This is a genomic window from Streptomyces sp. KL116D (genome assembly GCF_030766975.1).
GTDB classification, from domain to species: domain Bacteria; phylum Actinomycetota; class Actinomycetes; order Streptomycetales; family Streptomycetaceae; genus Streptomyces; species Streptomyces longispororuber_A.
This window is the reverse complement of record NZ_JASERH010000142.1, coordinates 325,266-341,084: the sequence shown is the minus strand read 5'-3', so window position 1 is coordinate 341,084 and position 15,819 is coordinate 325,266. Positions and strand designations below refer to the sequence as shown.

Annotated in this window: 13 protein-coding genes and 5 pseudogenes; 8 read left to right on the top strand and 10 right to left on the bottom strand. The window is 72.3% G+C overall.

Annotated features, from left to right (window positions below; all coding sequences use genetic code 11):
- Both RBJ77_RS56520 and RBJ77_RS56515 read right to left on the bottom strand, forming a co-directional pair.
- Positions 1-516, bottom strand: coding sequence for an NUDIX hydrolase (locus RBJ77_RS56520; RefSeq protein WP_372352105.1), 516 nt, complete (start codon positions 514-516; stop codon positions 1-3).
- A gap of 477 nt (positions 517-993) precedes the next feature.
- Positions 994-1,884: a DMT family transporter gene (locus tag RBJ77_RS56515; RefSeq protein WP_372352104.1), complete on the bottom strand. Its 891-nt coding sequence runs from the start codon at positions 1,882-1,884 to the stop codon at positions 994-996.
- A 353-nt stretch (positions 1,885-2,237) separates the two neighbouring features.
- Between RBJ77_RS56515 and RBJ77_RS56510 the strand changes: the two genes are divergently transcribed.
- From RBJ77_RS56510 to RBJ77_RS56495, 4 genes are all read left to right on the top strand, one after another.
- Complete coding sequence (locus tag RBJ77_RS56510) at positions 2,238-3,215, top strand: hypothetical protein (RefSeq protein ID WP_372352103.1); 978 nt, start codon at positions 2,238-2,240, stop codon at positions 3,213-3,215.
- Positions 3,216-3,239: 24 nt separating this feature from the next.
- Positions 3,240-4,769, top strand: coding sequence for an APC family permease (locus tag RBJ77_RS56505; RefSeq protein WP_372352102.1), 1,530 nt, complete (start codon positions 3,240-3,242; stop codon positions 4,767-4,769).
- A 393-nt stretch (positions 4,770-5,162) separates the two neighbouring features.
- Positions 5,163-5,888, top strand: coding sequence for a molybdopterin-dependent oxidoreductase (locus RBJ77_RS56500; protein WP_372352101.1), 726 nt, complete (start codon positions 5,163-5,165; stop codon positions 5,886-5,888).
- Entirely contained in the window at positions 5,872-6,477 is a 606-nt protein-coding gene (locus tag RBJ77_RS56495) for a cytochrome b/b6 domain-containing protein (RefSeq protein WP_372352100.1), read from the top strand. The genes RBJ77_RS56500 and RBJ77_RS56495 overlap by 17 nt, the downstream gene beginning before the upstream one ends.
- 39 nt (positions 6,478-6,516) lie before the next feature.
- Here RBJ77_RS56495 and RBJ77_RS56490 read toward each other — a convergent pair whose 3' ends face one another.
- The 5 genes and pseudogenes from RBJ77_RS56490 to RBJ77_RS56470 form a co-directional block, all read right to left on the bottom strand.
- Positions 6,517-7,521: an aldo/keto reductase gene (locus tag RBJ77_RS56490; protein ID WP_372352099.1), complete on the bottom strand. Its 1,005-nt coding sequence runs from the start codon at positions 7,519-7,521 to the stop codon at positions 6,517-6,519.
- 63 nt (positions 7,522-7,584) lie between these two features.
- Entirely contained in the window at positions 7,585-8,619 is a 1,035-nt protein-coding gene (locus RBJ77_RS56485; protein ID WP_372352098.1) for an L-idonate 5-dehydrogenase, read from the bottom strand.
- Between the two features lie 97 nt (positions 8,620-8,716).
- Positions 8,717-9,477, bottom strand: a pseudogene (locus RBJ77_RS56480) (SDR family oxidoreductase).
- A gap of 51 nt (positions 9,478-9,528) precedes the next feature.
- Positions 9,529-10,448: pseudogene (locus RBJ77_RS56475) on the bottom strand (hypothetical protein).
- A gap of 103 nt (positions 10,449-10,551) precedes the next feature.
- Positions 10,552-10,941, bottom strand: a complete 390-nt coding sequence (locus RBJ77_RS56470; RefSeq protein ID WP_372352097.1) for a hypothetical protein — start codon at positions 10,939-10,941, stop codon at positions 10,552-10,554.
- 59 nt (positions 10,942-11,000) lie between these two features.
- Between RBJ77_RS56470 and RBJ77_RS56465 the strand changes: the two genes are divergently transcribed.
- Positions 11,001-11,168 carry a hypothetical protein gene (locus RBJ77_RS56465; RefSeq protein ID WP_372352096.1) on the top strand — a complete coding sequence of 56 codons (168 nt, stop codon included), beginning with the start codon at positions 11,001-11,003 and terminating at the stop codon, positions 11,166-11,168.
- On the opposite strand, the pseudogene RBJ77_RS56460 reads toward RBJ77_RS56465, so the two are convergent.
- Positions 11,102-11,503, bottom strand: a pseudogene (locus RBJ77_RS56460) (gluconokinase); the annotation flags it as partial. The gene RBJ77_RS56465 and the pseudogene RBJ77_RS56460 sit on opposite strands and share 67 nt — an antisense overlap.
- Positions 11,504-11,852: 349 nt before the next feature.
- Here RBJ77_RS56460 and RBJ77_RS56455 point away from each other — a divergent pair.
- Entirely contained in the window at positions 11,853-12,443 is a 591-nt protein-coding gene (locus tag RBJ77_RS56455; protein ID WP_372352095.1) for a FadR/GntR family transcriptional regulator, read from the top strand.
- Here the strand turns inward: RBJ77_RS56455 and RBJ77_RS56450 are convergent.
- Together RBJ77_RS56450 and RBJ77_RS56445 are read right to left on the bottom strand one after the other, a co-directional pair.
- Entirely contained in the window at positions 12,433-12,831 is a 399-nt protein-coding gene (locus tag RBJ77_RS56450) for a YchJ family protein (RefSeq protein WP_372352094.1), read from the bottom strand. The two genes, RBJ77_RS56455 and RBJ77_RS56450, sit on opposite strands and share 11 nt — an antisense overlap.
- A 174-nt stretch (positions 12,832-13,005) precedes the next feature.
- Positions 13,006-13,951 (bottom strand): annotated as a pseudogene (locus RBJ77_RS56445) (helix-turn-helix domain-containing protein).
- A gap of 258 nt (positions 13,952-14,209) precedes the next feature.
- Between RBJ77_RS56445 and RBJ77_RS56440 the strand changes: the two are divergent.
- A pseudogene (locus tag RBJ77_RS56440) lies at positions 14,210-15,008 on the top strand (transketolase); the annotation flags it as partial.
- A gap of 327 nt (positions 15,009-15,335) precedes the next feature.
- On the top strand, positions 15,336-15,818 hold the full coding sequence (locus RBJ77_RS56435; protein ID WP_372352164.1) for a hypothetical protein: 483 nt from the start codon (positions 15,336-15,338) through the stop codon (positions 15,816-15,818).
- Position 15,819: the final 1 nt, after the last annotated feature.

Sequence of the window (15,819 nt, the reverse complement as noted above, 5' to 3'; positions counted from 1 at the left end):
CTACCCGCGGGCCTTCCACCGCTCGTACGCCGCCAGGCCGTCCGGCGTCCACGCCCACTCGCCGATCCGCTGCTCCAGCTCCTGAGGGGTCAGGAAGCCGTACCAGTCGATCTCCTCCTCCTGCGGATGCACCGGCAGGTCGAGGACCACCTCGTAGACGTACGACCACCAGGAGTGCCCGGAACCGGCGTCGTACAGGAACTTGAACAGCGGTACGGGCTGCGGCAGCCCGGAGACCCCCAGCTCCTCCTCCGCCTCGCGCAGTGCGGCCTCGTCGTACGACTCGCCCGCGCCGACGACTCCGCCGACGAACATGTCGTACAGGCCGGGGAAGACGAGCTTGGTGCGGGTGCGCCGGTGCACGAAGACGCTGCCGCTGGGGGTGCGGGCCAGGATGAACGCGCACCGGTGGCGCAGGCCCTTCGCGTAGGCCTCGGCGCGCGGGGCCCGGCCGATCACGTGATCGTGCTCGTCGACGATGTCGAGGATCTCTTCGGCGGGATCGCTGAGGTTCATGGGGGGAGGCTACGCGCCGCGGGTGGGGCGGTTCGGGGGGCGGGTGCGACTCTCGTCGTGGCTGCTCGCGCAGTTCCCCGCGCCCCTGAAGGCCGACTGCGTCTGCCCTCTTCGGGTGCGTCGCGGAGTGCGCGTCGTGGTGGGTTGCTCGCGCCGTTCCCCGCGCCCCTGGAGGTGCGCACTGCGTGCGCGACCCCCACCAGGGGAAAGCGCGGCGGAGCCGCAGCTTTCAGGGGCGCGGGGAACTGCGCGGGAAGCCCCACGGGCCCGCACTCCGCGACGCACCGGAAGAGGGCAGACGCAGTCGCTCTTTCCAGGGGCGCGGGGAACTGCGCGGGAAGCCCCACGGGCCCGCGGTCCGCGACGCACCGGAAGAGGGCAGACGCAGTCGGCCTTCAGGGGCGCGGGGCCGTGTCATCAGCGGCTCCGCCGCGGGGCGCGACAAGCCCCCACCGGACCCGCAGAGGTCGACGAACCTCAGACGGTCGCCCCGGCCCGGTCCCGCCCCCGCGCGGCCGCGCCCGGCATCGCGGGATGCAGGCCCAGCAGGATGACACCGGCCACGATCCCGGCCAGCCCCGCCGCCTCCCACGCCAACGCCCCCACGTCCGTACGCAACCGGTCCCCGAGGAACCCCACACCGCACGCGATCCCGGCGAGGGGCTGCGCGGCGGTGAGCGCGGGCAGCGACATCCGCAGCGGCGCCGTCTCGAACGCGCTCTGCACCAGGACCAGACCGGTCACCCCGAGCACGACCACCGCGTACGGCTGCCACCCGGTGACCAGCGTCGTCCAGCCCCCGGCCGACAGCCGCTGCCCGCTCACCCGGGTCAGCGCGTCCTGCACCCCGTACAGCAGCCCCGCCGCCACCGCGAGCAGCACCGGGCCCGCGATCAGCCGCGAGCGCTTCGCGAAACCGGCGAGCAGCAGGGCGGTGCCGACCATCACGCCGATGATCAGCCAGTGCCGCAGCGGATCGGCGACCGCGCTGCCGCCGCGCGGCTGACCGGCCACGATGAACGCCGTCACGCCGCCCGCGAGCAGCAGCAGCCCGCCCCAGCCCTGACGGCCCAGCGGCTGTCTCGTCTGGTGGCGGGACAGGGCGAGGGCGAAGAGCAGGTTCGTGGCGAGGAGCGGTTCGACGAGGGTCACCTCGCCCCCGCCGAGCGCGATCGCGCCGAGCACCATGCCGCACACCATCAGCCCTATGCCGGCGAGCCAGCGCGGCACCCGCACCAGATCGAGCAGCAGTCGCGGGGAGAGGAAGTCGCCGAGCGGGGCACGGGCCGCCGCGTTCTGCTGGAGGACGAATCCGACGCCCAGGCAGAACGCCGCGCTCACGGCGAGGACGAGAACGAGAACCGACACGCTGCGCACCTCGGACGGCTGCTGGACTTGCAGAGGGTGGGTACCGCCGACGATAGCGCCCCGCGGCGCACCCCGCTCCACGGGCGACCGGACCCGTGCGGCCGGGACGGGATCGCAATGTACTCGTGTCACAGGGTCAACGCCGCTGGTGGCGGCGGTGGGTGAGATGACATCCGGATGAACTCGAAGGATCCGGAGCCGAGTTGGTGAAGTCTGTCACCTGATCACCCTTGACGCGGAGCACCCCGTACCGCTTTGCTGTGCGTGATCATTCGCGCCCCGGCCGCAGTGTCGCGCCGTCGCCGTCCCCACTCGCACCTTCGTATCTGAAAAGTCGTAGAGGAACCGCCGCGGTGTCCCCACCCCCGCCTCCGCTCGGGCGCCCCCGCAAGAAGGCCGCACTCTCCTCGAACTTCGGCGACCCCGCACTCGACGACACCGACCTCGTCGCCGCCAGGTCCGCCCTCGCGCAGGGCCGCTGGACCGAGGCCAGGGAACTGCTCGCCGCCACCGGGGACGACTGGGACCGACGCGGCCACCGCGTCATGGGCCTCGCCCAGGAACCCACCGCGAGTGCCTGGGTCCGTGACTGGCGCCTCGTCGAACCCGAGTCCACCGACGCCGCCGTGCTGCTCGCCTGCGCCTCCGTGCACCGCGCCGTGGCCGGCAAGATGCGCCCCGACAAGGCCCGCGACGCCTGCCTCGACGCCACCGCCCTGGTGCCGGACGACCCGACCCCCTGGCTCGGACTGCTGCTCCTGGAGCGGGAGTTGGGGCGCGAGGAGGACGTCGTCCGGCTCTTCGACGAGGTACGGCACCGGCATCCGGGACACCACCACGCCCACCACCTGATGGTGGCCAGGCTCGCCGAGCGGCGCCCCGACGCGGGGCAGGACCCGCTGCACGAGGTGTACGACTTCGCGGCCTGGGCCGCCGAACAGGCGCCGCCCGGCTCGCCGTTGGCGGTCCTCCCGGTCGTCGCGCACGCCGAGCGCTACCGCGTCCTCGCCAGGGCGGGCAGCGAACCGGACGACCCCAAGGCGTCCGGGCACTGGACCGGGCGGCGCGCCCGCCTCGTCATGAAGGCCGCGTTCGACTGGTGGCTGGAGTGGGGCGACCCGCACGACCGGGCCGGGGTCACCCACCCGCGCGGCCGCATCGACCTCAACTTCCTCGCCCACGCCAAGTACTGCGAGGGCCGCCCCGCCGAGGCGGCCGCCCTGTTCCACCGCATCGGCACCTACGTCACGGCGGCGCCCTGGTCGTACCCCGACCGGGACCCGTACGAAGCCTTCCGCGCCGCGCGCAGTGCCGCGCTCGGCTCTGCCTAGACCACATCGAGGGGATCAAGCTCCATGACCACGAGCGAGAGCAGACCGGCCACGGCGGAGCCGGGCATCAACACCTATGTGGGGGAGGAGAGCGCGCTGCGCGCCGGGCGCCTGGGCACGACGGGGCTGCTCCTGTCCGTGCTCGCCGCGACCGGGCCCCTGATGGTCGTGGCCGGGGTGATGCCGACGACGTTCGCGGTGATGGGCGTGGTCGGCCAGCCGCTGCTCTTCCTCATCCTCGGCGTCGTGCTCACCCTGTTCAGCGTCGGCTACGCGGAGATGAGCCGGCACGTCCACAACGCCGGCGCGTTCTACGCGTACATATCCCGCGGCCTCGGCCCGACCACCGGCGCCGCGGCGGCCCTCGTCGCGCTCGTCGCCTACAGCGCCCTCCAGGTCGGCATCTACGGCATGTTCGGCTTCGAGGTCGCCGGCCTCGCCCAGCAGTACCTGGACATCGAACTCGCCTGGTGGATACCGGCGTTGCTCGCCGTCGTCGCCGTCGGCGTGCTCGCCCTGCTGAAGATCGACGTGAACGCCAAGGTCCTCGGCGTGCTGCTGCTCATCGAGGTCGCCGTCGTGGTCGTCTTCGACATCGCGGCGATCGGCGACCCGGGCAGCCAGGGCCTGTCCCTGCACGCCTTCAACCCCGAGACGCTCTCCGGGGTCGGCCTCGGCACGGCCCTGTGCTTCTGCATCGCCGCCTTCACCGGGTTCGAGCAGGCGCCGGTCTACGCGGAGGAGACCAGCCGCCCGCACATCCTCGTCCCGCGCGTCATGTTCCTCGCGGTCGGCGGCGTCGCCGTCTTCTTCGCGATCAGCTCGTGGGCGCTGACCGTGGCCACCGGGCCCGCCGGGATCGTCGGCGCCGCCCAGAAGCAGTCCGCCGGTCTGCTGTTCGGCCTCACCGAGGACCGGCTCGGCGGCACCTTCACCGACGTCGTCCACGTGCTCTTCGTGACCGGCATGTTCGCGGCGCTGCTCAGCTTCCACAACGTCGTCGCGCGGTACGCGTTCGCCATGGGCCGCGAGGGGCTGCTGCCCGCCACGTTCGGCCGCACCCACAGCGGGAGCGGGGCGCCGGGCACCGGTTCGGTGCTCCAGTCGGTGATCTCGCTGCTCGTCGTCATCGGGTTCGCCGTCGCGGACGACGGCCCGGCCGGGGACCCGACGGCGCCGGTCCTCCACCTGTTCACGTGGGGCGGCAACGTGGGCGCGCTCGGCGTCATCCTGCTGATGGCCACGGCGTCCCTCGCGGTCATCGTCTTCTTCGCCAAGCGCGGGGCGGCGGGCGCGCAGGCGTGGCGGCTCGTCGCCTCCGGCGTGGCCGGACTCGCCCTGCTGGTCATCGCGGGCTACACGGTCAAGGACTTCGACGTCCTCGTCGGCTCCGGCCCCGACTCCGCCCTGAACTGGCTGCTCCCCGGCATCATCGTCCTGGCCGCACTCGTGGGCGTCGCCTACAGCCTGGTCCTCCGCAGCCGCAACCCCCAGGCCCACGCCCGCATCGGCCTGGGCAACGAGGCGTTCCAACTTGAGAAGAAGGCGAACTAGCCTCCGGCGAACGGGTCCCGGGCAATGGGTGGGCGTCCTGGGGGCGCGGGGAACTGCGCGCCCAGCCCCCACCGGCGCTCACCCGGTCAACGGCCTCGGGGCTCTGCCCCGGCCCCCGCTCCTCAATCGCCGGAGGGGCTTGAATTGGGTGACCCAGGGGCGCGGGGAACTGCGCGCCCAGCTCCCACCGGCGCTCACCCGGTCAACGGCCTCGGGGCTCTGCCCCGGCCCCCGCTCCTCAATCGCCGGAGGGGCTTGATTTGGGTGCCCCAGGGGCGCGGGGAACTGCGCGCCCAGCCCCCACCGGCGCTCAGTCGCGGAAAAGGTGACGGAAAGCTGACGGTCGGGGCGTAGGACTGGTTCGTGGCCACCCCGTGGTGCTCGAATCGAGGGGTGACACCGAACCCCGGGCCCCGGCCCGACACAGAGGGCGGCGCCCCCGTGGGGCGCCGCCTGATCCTGGGCATGGTCGGCGCAGGCGCCCTCGGCGTCGCGGCCGCCCCCGCCCTCCAGCACGTCCTGGAGTCGTTCGCCGCGAAGGACCCCACCGGCGTCAGCGACCTCCTGCCCAACGGAGGCGGCTTCCGCTACTACTCCGTCGCCGCTTCCGTGCCCCACAAGAGCGCCACCGACTACCGCCTCACCGTCGACGGCCTCGTCGACCGGCCCGCCGGCTACACGCTCCCCGAACTGCGGGCCCTGCCGCAGACCCGCCTCGTCCGCGACGTCCAGTGCGTCACCGGCTGGCGCGTCCCGGCCACCCCGTTCCAGGGCGTACGGCTTTCCCGGCTCCTGGACGCCGCCGGCGTCCGCCCCTCCGCCCGGGCGGTCCGGCTGACCTGCTTCGACGGCACGTACAGCGAGAGCCTCACCCTCGACCAGGCCCGCCGCCCCGACGTACTGGTGGCGCTGAAGATGCGGGACAAGGACCTCGCGCACGCGCACGGCGGACCGGTGCGCCTCTACGTGGCTCCCATGTACTTCTACAAGTCGGCCAAGTGGCTCTCCGGAATCACCGTCACCGACCGCGTGCAGCCGGGCTACTGGGAGCACCGGGGCTACGACGTCGACGCCTGGGTCGGCCGGTCGAACGGGCGCGGCGATGCACCCACCGACTGAACTCGCCGACCGGGTAAGGCGGTTCACGCCCGCCGAGCGCTGGGTGCACCGGAGCACCGCCGTCCTCATGGGCGTCTGCGTGGCGACCGCGGCCTGCCTGTACCTGCCCCAGCTCGCCGAACTCGTCGGGCGCCGCGCCCTCGTCGTCACGCTGCACGAGTGGTCGGGGCTGCTGCTGCCCGCCCCGTTCCTGGCCGGTCTCGTCTCCCGGGCCTTCCGGGCCGACCTGGGCCGTCTCAACCGGTTCGGCCCGCACGACCGGGCGTGGCTGCGCGCCGTGGTCCGGCGCCGCCCTGCCCGGCCCGCGGGCAAGTTCAACGCCGGGCAGAAGCTCTGGGCGGCCTGGCTCGCGGGCGCCGTCCTCGTCATGCTCGGCACGGGCCTGCTGATGTGGTTCACGCACCTCGCCCCGCTGGCCTGGCGCACGGGCAGCACCTTCGTGCACGACTGGCTGGCGCTCGCCCTCGGCGTCGTGATCGCCGGGCACGTCGGCATGGCGGCCGGTGACCCGGAGGCCCGCCGGGGCATGCGCACCGGCCTCGTACGACGGGACTGGGCGCGGCGGGAGCACGGCGAGTGGCTGCCGTGACGACGGCCGTACGCCATGCTCCCGCGGGTGACCCGGAGGTCACCAGGCGAAGGCCTCCGGTGCCGGCCCCGGGCCGGGGAAGATCTCGTCGAGCGCCGTCAACAGGCTCTCCGGCAGGTCGAGTTCGACCGCCCGCAGCGCCGAGTCCAGCTGCTCCCCGGTACGCGGGCCCACGATCGGCCCGGTCACCCCGGGGCGGCCGAGCAGCCAGGCCAGAGCCACCTCGCCGGGTTCGAGGCCGTGCTCGTCGACGACGTTCTCGTACGCCTCGATCTGCGCCCGCACCTTCGCGTCGGCGATGCCGTCGGCGGACCGGCCCATCAGGGTGCGGGAGCCGACGCCCTCGCGCTGCTTGCGCAGGGCGCCGCCGAGCAGGCCCTGGTGGAGCGGCGACCAGGGGATGACCCCGAGGCCGTACTCCTGGGCCGCCGGAATGACCTCCATCTCGGCCCGCCGCTCGAAGAGGTTGTAGAGGCACTGCTCGCTGACGAGCCCGACCCGGCCGTTCCGGGCAGCCGTCTCGTTGGCCTGGGCGATCTTGTAGCCGGGGAAGTTCGACGAGCCCGCGTAGAGGATCTTGCCCTGCTGGACCAGGACGTCCATCGCCTGCCAGATCTCGTCGAACGGGGTGTCCCGGTCGACGTGGTGGAACTGGTAGACGTCGATGTGGTCCGTGCCCAGGCGCTTGAGCGAGGCGTCCACGGCGCGGCGGATGCTGACCGCGCTGAGCTTGTAGTGGTTCGGCCACGGCTCCTCGTTGATGGGGCCGCCCGCCATGTTGCCGTACACCTTGGTGGCGAGGACCACCTTGTCGCGCCGGTCCCCGCCCTGCGCGAACCAGGAGCCGAGGATGCGCTCGGTGGCTCCCCGGTCGTCGTCCGTGCCGTAGATGTTCGCGGTGTCGAAGAAGTTGAGACCCGCGTCGAGCGCGGCGTCCATGAGGGCGTGGCTGCCCTTCTCGTCGGTCTGGCCGCCGAAGTTCATCGTGCCGAGCACGAGTCTGCTGACCTTGAGTCCGGTGCGTCCGAGCTGGGTGTATCGCATGGCCGGTAGTAAACGTGCTGGAGCGCTCTCGAAGTCAAGGCACTTTCGGCGGGGGCGGAGCGCTCAACTCCCGAAGTCCAGCAGCACTTTGCACGCCGCGGACCGGTCCGCGGCGAGCGCGAACGCCCGCGCCGCGCCGGCCACCGGCACCACCGCGCTGACGAGTCCGGCGAGCGCCGGCTCCCGCGCGAGCAGCGCGATCGCGTCGTCGAACTCGGTGTCGAAGCGGAACGCGCCACGCAGTTCGAGCTCCCGGCTCACCACCAGGTTCCCGGCGAACGGGCTCTGCCCCGGCGGCAGCATCCCCAGCTGCACCACCACGGCGCCCCGCCGCACCCGGTGCAGACAGGTGTCGAGCCCGGCCGCGACCCCGGACGCCTCGATCGCGACGTCCGGCGCGTCCGCCTCGTCCGGCCACCCGGGGTCGGCCGGGTCGTCGGCCCGTACCAGCGTGTCGGCGCCCGCGACCGCGGCGTACGAGAGGGCCTTGGGCAGCAGGTCCGTCACGGTCACCCGGGCCGCCCCGGCCGCCTTCGCCGCGGCGACGACCAGACAGCCGATCGGTCCCGCCCCGGTCACCAGGACGTGCCGCCCAGCGACGTCCCCGGCCCGGCGCACCGCGTGCAGCGCCACCGACAGGGGTTCGGCGAGGGCGGCGCGGTCCAGCGGGAGGCCCTCCGGCAGCGCCCTCAACTGGGCTGCGGGGACGACGAGTTCGGCCGCGAAGCCGCCCTGGACGTGCGGGGTGCGGGCGGCGCTGCCCAGATAGCGGGTGTCGCGGCAGACCGAGCGTCGTCCGGCCCGGCACTCCGGGCAGGTGTCGCAGGGGGTCGCCGGGTGCACGGCGACCGGGGTGCCGGGGGCCGGTCCTTCGGTGCCCGGTCCGTAGCCGGTGACCGTGCCGACGACCTCGTGGCCCAGCACCATCGGTTCCGTCAGCCGGAAGTCGCCGACACCGCCGTGCCGCCAGTAGTGCAGATCGGAGCCGCACACCCCGCCGTACCGGACCGCGACCAGGGCCTCGCCGGGGCCGGGCTCGGGAGAGGGCAGGTCGTCGACGCGCAGGTCACCGGCGCCGTGGATCACACAACCGAGCACGGGAACTCCTCCACCGAGTGCAGACGGACGCCTACGGACAGACGCCTACGGACAGACGACTGTGGACTGACCACCGCGGACTGACGAGTGCGGACGATCACAGAACGCTGGTCATGCCGCCGTCGACGTACAGCACCTGCCCGCTCACGAAGTCCGCCGCGGGCGACGCCAGGAACAGCACCCCGCCCACCAGGTCCTCGGTACGGCCCCAGCGCCCGGCCGGGGTGCGGCGGCGCACCCAGGCGCTGAACTCCTCGTCCTCGACGAGGGGCCGGGTGAGCTCGGTCTCGATGTAGCCGGGGCCGAGCCCGTTGACCTGGACGCCCGACGGGCCCCAGTCGGCGCACATGCCCTTGGTGAGCATCTTCAGGGCGCCCTTGGTGGCCGCGTACGGGGCGATGCCCGGGCGGACCACCTCGCTCTGCAACGAGCAGATGTTGACGATCTTGCCGTGGCCGCGCGCGACCATGCCGCGCGCGGCCTCCCGGGCCACCAGGAACGCGCTCGTCAGATTGGTGTTCAGGATCCGGTGCCAGTCGGCGTCGGTGAACTCCAGGAGCGGGGCGCGCAGTTGCACGCCCGCGTTGTTGACGAGGATGTCGAGCGGGCCGACCCGTTCCTCGACGTCCGCGATCCCGGCCGCCACGGAGGCCCGTCGGTGACGTCGAACGCGCCGCGGTAGTGCACGGTGCCGGGGCGCCGCCCGGCTCCCGGCGGCACTCCTCCAGGCGGCCGGTGTCCCGGCCGTTGTTGAGCGCGACCGTGCAGCCGGCCTCCAGGAGGCCGCGGGCCAGGAGCGAACCCGATCCCGCGGCTCGATCCGGTCACGAGGGCGGTGCGGCCGCCGATGTCGAACAGTGGCTCATCGGCGTGCTCCTCCTCGTGGTCCGCCGGATGGGGACAGCGGTTCTAGATGATCACGGACAACAGCAGGACGACGGCTCCGCGACCCGCGGAGATGAGCGTCTCCATGACCGACCAGGTCTTCACCGTCTGCCCGACGCTGAGTCCGAAGTACTCCTTGACCAGCCAGAAGCCGGCGTCGTTCACATGGCTGAAGAACAGCGAGCCCGCACCGATCGCGAGGACCAGGAGCGCCGTGTGCGTGTCGGTCATGCCGGCCGCGAGGGCGCTGACCAGACCGGCGGCCGAGACGGTGGCGACCGTCGCCGAACCGTGGCCAGCCGGATCACGACCGCGATCAGCCAGGCGAGCAGCAGCGTCGGGATCGACCAGTCCTTGGAGATGTCCAGGACCATCTGGCCGACGCCGGAGTCGATGAGGGTCTGCTTGAAGCCGCCGCCCGCGCCGACGATGAGGAGCACGCCCGCGATCGGGGCGAGCGACCGCTCGGTGGTGGCCTGCAGCTTGCCCTTGGTGAAGCCGGCCGCGCGCCGCCGAGGGTGAACATGCCCACGATGACGGCGGCGAGCAGCGCGATCAGCGGCGAGCCGATCACGTCGAAGACGCGCTGGACGGTGTGCTCGGGTTGTCACGATGATGTCGACGAGGGCCTTGGACAGCATCATCACGACCGGGAGCATGATGGTCGCGACGGAGGCGCCGAAGCTCGGGCGCTTCTCAGCTCGTCGGAGGCGCGCGCCGGGATCATCTTCTCGGGGGCCGGGACGTCCACCCACTTGGCGGCGTACTTCGAGAACACCGGACCGGCGATGATCACCGTCGGGATGGCGACCAGGACGCGCCGAGCGCGAGCGTGATGCCGAGGTTGGCCGCGGCCGCGTCGATCGCGACGAGCGGGCCGGGTGCGGCGGGATCGGCCGTGCGCTGACGGACGAGCCGGCGAGCGCCGGGATGCCGATGCGCATCGGCGAGTGGTTGCCGCGCTTGGCGACCATCAGGACGACCGGGATCAGCGGCACGATGCCACGGCCACCTCGAAGAACAGCGGCAGTCCGATGATCGAGGCGATCAGGACCATCGCCCAGGGCGTCGTCCCTGCCGCCGGACTTCCCGCCCTGGCGAGGTCGTGTCGACGATCTGGTCGGCGCCGCCGGAGTCGGCGAGCAGCTTGCCGAGGATCGCGCCCAGCGCGATCAGGACGCCCACACCGGCGACCGTGGAGCCGAGGCCCGCGGAGAAGCTGGTGATCACCTTGTCGAGCGGCGCCCCGGCGGCACGCGCGGAGCGCGAGACGAGCCGATGGTGGCGCCAGGAAGGCGATGGAGCTTGAACTTCGTGATGAGCTAGGACGATGACGGCGATGCCCGCGAGTACGGCGATCCCGAGCTGGGCGTGGCCCGCGGAGGTGATCGGCTCGACGGTGTCCGCTGCCAGCATCTCGACGCTGAGACTGGTCACGGTCTTTCCCTTGTACGTGGAGGGGGAGGGGAGGGGGACGAGGGGTGGTGCGACTACGGGTGGGCGGAACCGGCGGAGTCGAGAGCGCGGTCAGGGCCGTGACGGCCCGGTCCGTGATCTCCTCCGGCGAACCCGCCACGTCGACGTCGACGCCCGCACTCGTCCGCACCGCGAGCGGCTGGAGCGTGGCGAACTGGGAGTCGAGCAGCGCGGTGGGCATGAAGTAATGGCCCTGCCGATGGGACATGCGGTCCTCGATGAGCGCGCGGTCACCCGTCAGGTGCACGAAGACGACACCGGGGGCGGCGGCGCGAGCCGGTCGCGGTAGCTGCGCTTGAGGGCGGAGCTGCTGACCACACCGCCGAGTCCGGCACGTGCCGTGGGCCCAGCGGCCGATGGCGTCCAGCCAGGGCCAGCGGTCCTCGTCCGTGAGCGGGGTGCCGGCCGACATCTTCTCGATGTTGGCCTCGGGGTGGAAGTCGTCGCCCTCGGCGTAGGGAACGCCCAGCCGGTCGGCGAGCAGGGGACCGATCGTCGTCTTGCCGGTGCCTGCAACGCCCATGACCACGACGACGTGGGGGGTGCTCATCGCGTACTGCCTCGCTGTCTTCATCGACATCGCTGTGTCACGTCACTGAAACCCAAAAGGTCTGACTAATTCAAGACCCTGTGACATACAAGTCAGACTTTTTATTCCTGCTGGTCCTCGCCCGGTGCGCTCCCCGCCTCCCCGTAGGGTGAGCTCATGACCACACAGGACCGGGGACTGCACGCCCGCGTATTGGACAGCCTCGGTCCCGCCATCACCGCGGGTGAGTACCCGCGGGCAGTGTCCTGCGCACGGACGAGCTCGCTCAGCACTACGAGGTGTCGCGCTCGGTGATGCGCGAGGCGGTGCGCGTCCAGAGTCCATGAACCTGGTGGTGTCGCGGCGCCGCGTCGGCGTGACCGTACGGCCCGCCGAGGAGTGGAACGTCTACGACCCGCGGGTCATCCGGTGGCGTCTCGCCGGGTCCGACCGGCCGCGCCAGCTGCGCTCGCTCACGGTCCTGCGGTCGGCGGTCGAGCCGGTCGCCGCGGGCCTCGCCGCGCGCGACGCGACGCGGCCGGGCAGTGCGCGGAACTCACCGAGTGCGCGCTCGGCATGGTCGCCACGTCGCGCGGCCACTCAGCTAGAGGCGTACCTCGTCCACGACATCGAGTTCCACCGCGTCGTGCTGAACGCGTCGGGCAACGAGATGTTCGCCCACCTCTCGGCGACCTGGTGGCCGAGGTGCTGTCGGCCGCACCCACCACCAGGTGATGTTCGAGGACCCGGACCCGGCGGCGGTCACCCTGCACGTCCAGGTCGCGGAGGCGGTGCGGGAGGGGAACGCGGAGCGCGCGGAGGCGCTCACGCGCGAGATCGCGGTGGGCGCGCTCAGAGCTGGACATCCTCGCGCCCTGGCCGAACCCCCTTGCGGCGCCCGGGTGTCGGCCGTGGAGTGGGGCCTACTCGATGAAGTCGCCGTCGACGTACACCCAGGCACCCGCCACCCGCACGAACCGGCTCCGCTCGTGCAGCGCGCCCGCCCGGCCGCCGTCCCGGTAGCGGGCGCGGAACGTGACCGTGCCCTTCTGGTGGAAGGCCGAGCCCTCGGTCGTCTCCTGGATCTCCAGACCGGTCCAGCTCAGCGCCGGATCGAAGTCGATGCCGGGCGGCCGGGTGTCCGGGTGCCAGGTGCGCAGCAGGTACCCGGCGTCGCGCCGGGTGAAGGCGCAGTACCGGGAGCGCATCAGGGCCTCGGCGGTGGGGGCGGCGGCGCCACCGGAGTGGTAGCGGCCGCAGCAGCCCTCGTAGGCCCGCGGCAGACCGCAGGCGCAGGTGGCGGGGGTGGTCGGGTGGGGCATGGCGCCGACCCTACCCAGTGGCCGCGCCCGCGGTGGCGCCCGGGCCGACGGCCGCGAACCGGGAGCACGGCGGGAGACGGGGGCAGGGTCGACCGTCGTGCTCCTGCAGCGTGACCGATCGCCGGGCCGGGCGCCCGCGCAACTCCCTTACGTTTACCGTCCTTTCGGAACTCTTTACGTAAGGCGCAGGGGTGCGCTCAGACCTGCTCGGCGGAACGCCGCCGGTGTCACGCCCGTGTGCTGGAGGAAGTACTTGGAGAAGTTCGCCGAGTCGCCGAAGCCGACCGCGACCCCGATCCGGCCCACCGGCAGCTCCGTGTGCGCGAGCAGCCGCTTGGCCTCAGGACCACCCGCCGGTCGATGAACGCCTTCGGGGTCTGGCCGGTCGCCGCGCGCACGGCGCGGACCAGCGTGCGGCGGAGTAGCCGAGCTCGTCGGCGTACGCGCTCACGCTGTGGTTCGTCGTGAAGCCCTGCTCGACCGCCGTGCGGAACCGGCTGAACGTCGTGTCGGGCTGCGGCCTGCACTCGTCGGCCGCCGCCTGCGCCGACACGTGCGCCACCCGCAGCATGAACGCCGTCAGGGAGTGCCGCAGGACGGACGTGTGCAGGCTCAGCGGCAGCGTCGAGGTGTCAGGTACTCGCGCTGCAGCTGCTCCAACGAGCTCTCCAGCGCGGCGAGTTGGTCCCGGGCCGGGTGGAGCAGTGGCGGCCGGTCGTAGCGGTACAGGCCGGTCGCGCCTCGACGATGGCGCGCGGCAGGAAGCCGGGCTTCGCATGGTCAGCGCCGTGCCCACGTACTGCTCCGCCGTCGAGAAGCCGTGCACCTGGCGGGCCGGATCCACAGCACGTCCCCGGCCCCGACCTCGTACTCCGCGAAGTCGATCATGTGGTGGACCGGGCCCTCGCGGAAGAAGAGCAGGACGTGGAAGTCGATGCGGTGCACCCGGCGCGAGAGGCCCACGCCGCCCGCCCACGGACCGTCGGTCCCCATCGGTCCGACCTGCATCCCACCCGGAGACGCTCGCGCTCGGGTCGAAGGGATCACGTGCGGATGTGCGCTCGATCCGCGGGGTCGCTCCCAGATGTGCGCTCGTCTGCGCGGGGTCCTGCTCCGTCATCGACTTTCCTTGGCTTCAACTCCTGTAGGTGTCTCATTTTCACCGAACGCTGGCACGGGCGCACCTACCTCTCCAAAGAAGTATGACCTTTAAGTTCGTAGAGTAGTTCGACCAGGGCTTTGGTCCCTGCGGGAGGCGATGCCTTTGGGCACATCGGCAGGACAACGGATGCGAAGGAAGTCAGACAGATGAGCACGCAGACACCGAACGGCCTCGACCCCTTCGAGGGTCCCTTCGAGTGGACCGACCTCGACCAGCGTGCCGTCGACACCGCCCGCGCTGCTGGCCGCCGACGCCGTGCAGAAGGTCGGCAGCGGCCACCCGGCACCGCGAGTGAGCCTGGCCCCGGCCGCGTACACCCTCTTCCAGAAGGTCATGCGCACGACCCGGCCGACGCCGAGTGGACCGGCCGCGACCGCTTCGTCCTGTCGCCCGGCCACACCAGTCCCTCACCCTCTACACGCAGCTCTTCCTGGCTCGGCTACGAGCTGGAGCTGGACGACCTGAAGGCGTTCCGCACGCAGGGCTCGAAGACCCCGGCCACGGAGTACGGCCACACCGCCGGCGTCGGACCACCACGGCCCGCTCGGCAGGGCGTCGCCAACGCCGTGGGCATGGCGATGGCCGCCCGCTACGAGCGCGGCCTGTTCGACCCGGAGGCCCCGAGAGACGCCTCCCCGTTCGACCACACCATCGTGACGCGATCGTCTCCGACGGCGACCTGGAGGAGGGCGTCTCCGCGGAGGCCAGCTCCTCGATCGCCGGGCACCAGAAGCTCGGCAACCTCGTCCTCGCTCTGCGACGACAGCCACATCTCCATCGAGGGCGACACCGCGACCGCGCTTCTCCGAGGACGTCCTCGGAGCGCTACGAGGCGTACGGCTGGCACGTGCAGCGCGCATCGAGCCGCAGGCCGACGGCAACGTCGACGCACGAGGCCCTGTACGAGCGCCATCGCCGCCGCCAAGAAGCCGAGACCGGGCGCCCGTCCATCATCGCGATGCGCACGATCATCGCCTGGCCCGCGCCGACCGCCCAGAACACCGAGGCGTCGCACGGCTCGGCGCTCGGCGCCGACGAGATCGCCGCCACCAAGCGCGTCGCTCGGCTTCGACCCCGAGCAGTCCTTCGATCGTCGGGACGACGTCATCAGCGCACACCCGCAAGGCCCTCGACCGCGGCGCCGAGGCGCACGCGGCCGGGTGGGACAAGCACGCTCGGCGCCTGGCGCACCGACAACGAGCGCGCTGCCGAGCTGCTCGACCGGATCGTACGCCGGCCGCCTCCCGAGCCGGCTGGGAGCGAGCGCTGCCCGCCTTCGAGACCGGCGCCAAGCGTCGCCACCCGCGCCGCGTCCGGCAAGGTCCTCCAGGCCCTCGGCGCCGTGATCCTGCCGAGCTGTGGGGCGGCTCCGCCGACCTCGCCGGCTCGAACAGCACCACCATCGACAAGAACTCCTCGTTCCTGCCGAAGGGCAGCCCGCTGCCCGAGGCCGACCTACGGCCGCGCCGTCCACTTCGGCATCCGCGAGTTCTCGATGGCCGCCGAGATGAACGGCATCGCGCTGCACGGCAACACCCGCATCTACGGCGGCACGTTCCTCGTGTTCTCCGACTACATGCGCAACGCCGTCCGCATGTCGGCCCTCATGCAGCTCCCGGTGACGTACGTCTGGACCCACGACTCCGTCGGTCTGGGCGAGGACGGCCCGACCCACCAGCCCGTCGAGCACCTCGCCTCGCTGCGCGCCATCCCCGGCCTGAACGTCGTCCGTCCCGGCCGACGCCAACGAGACGGCCGTCGCCTGGCGCGAGATCCTGCGCCGCAGGACTACGGTCAAGCCGCGCCCCGCACGGCCTGGCGCTGAC

Excerpts from the sequence above, each read along its gene's own strand:
- RBJ77_RS56495 (WP_372352100.1), top strand. The coding sequence starts at position 5,872 with ATGCACCCACCGACTGAACTCGCCGACCGGGTAAGGCGGTTCACGCCC.
- RBJ77_RS56450 (WP_372352094.1), bottom strand. The coding sequence starts at position 12,831 with ATGCCCCACCCGACCACCCCCGCCACCTGCGCCTGCGGTCTGCCGCGG.
- RBJ77_RS56505 (WP_372352102.1), top strand. The coding sequence starts at position 3,240 with ATGACCACGAGCGAGAGCAGACCGGCCACGGCGGAGCCGGGCATCAAC.
- RBJ77_RS56455 (WP_372352095.1), top strand. The coding sequence starts at position 11,853 with ATGAACCTGGTGGTGTCGCGGCGCCGCGTCGGCGTGACCGTACGGCCC.
- RBJ77_RS56490 (WP_372352099.1), bottom strand. The coding sequence starts at position 7,521 with ATGCGATACACCCAGCTCGGACGCACCGGACTCAAGGTCAGCAGACTC.
- RBJ77_RS56520 (WP_372352105.1), bottom strand. The coding sequence starts at position 516 with ATGAACCTCAGCGATCCCGCCGAAGAGATCCTCGACATCGTCGACGAG.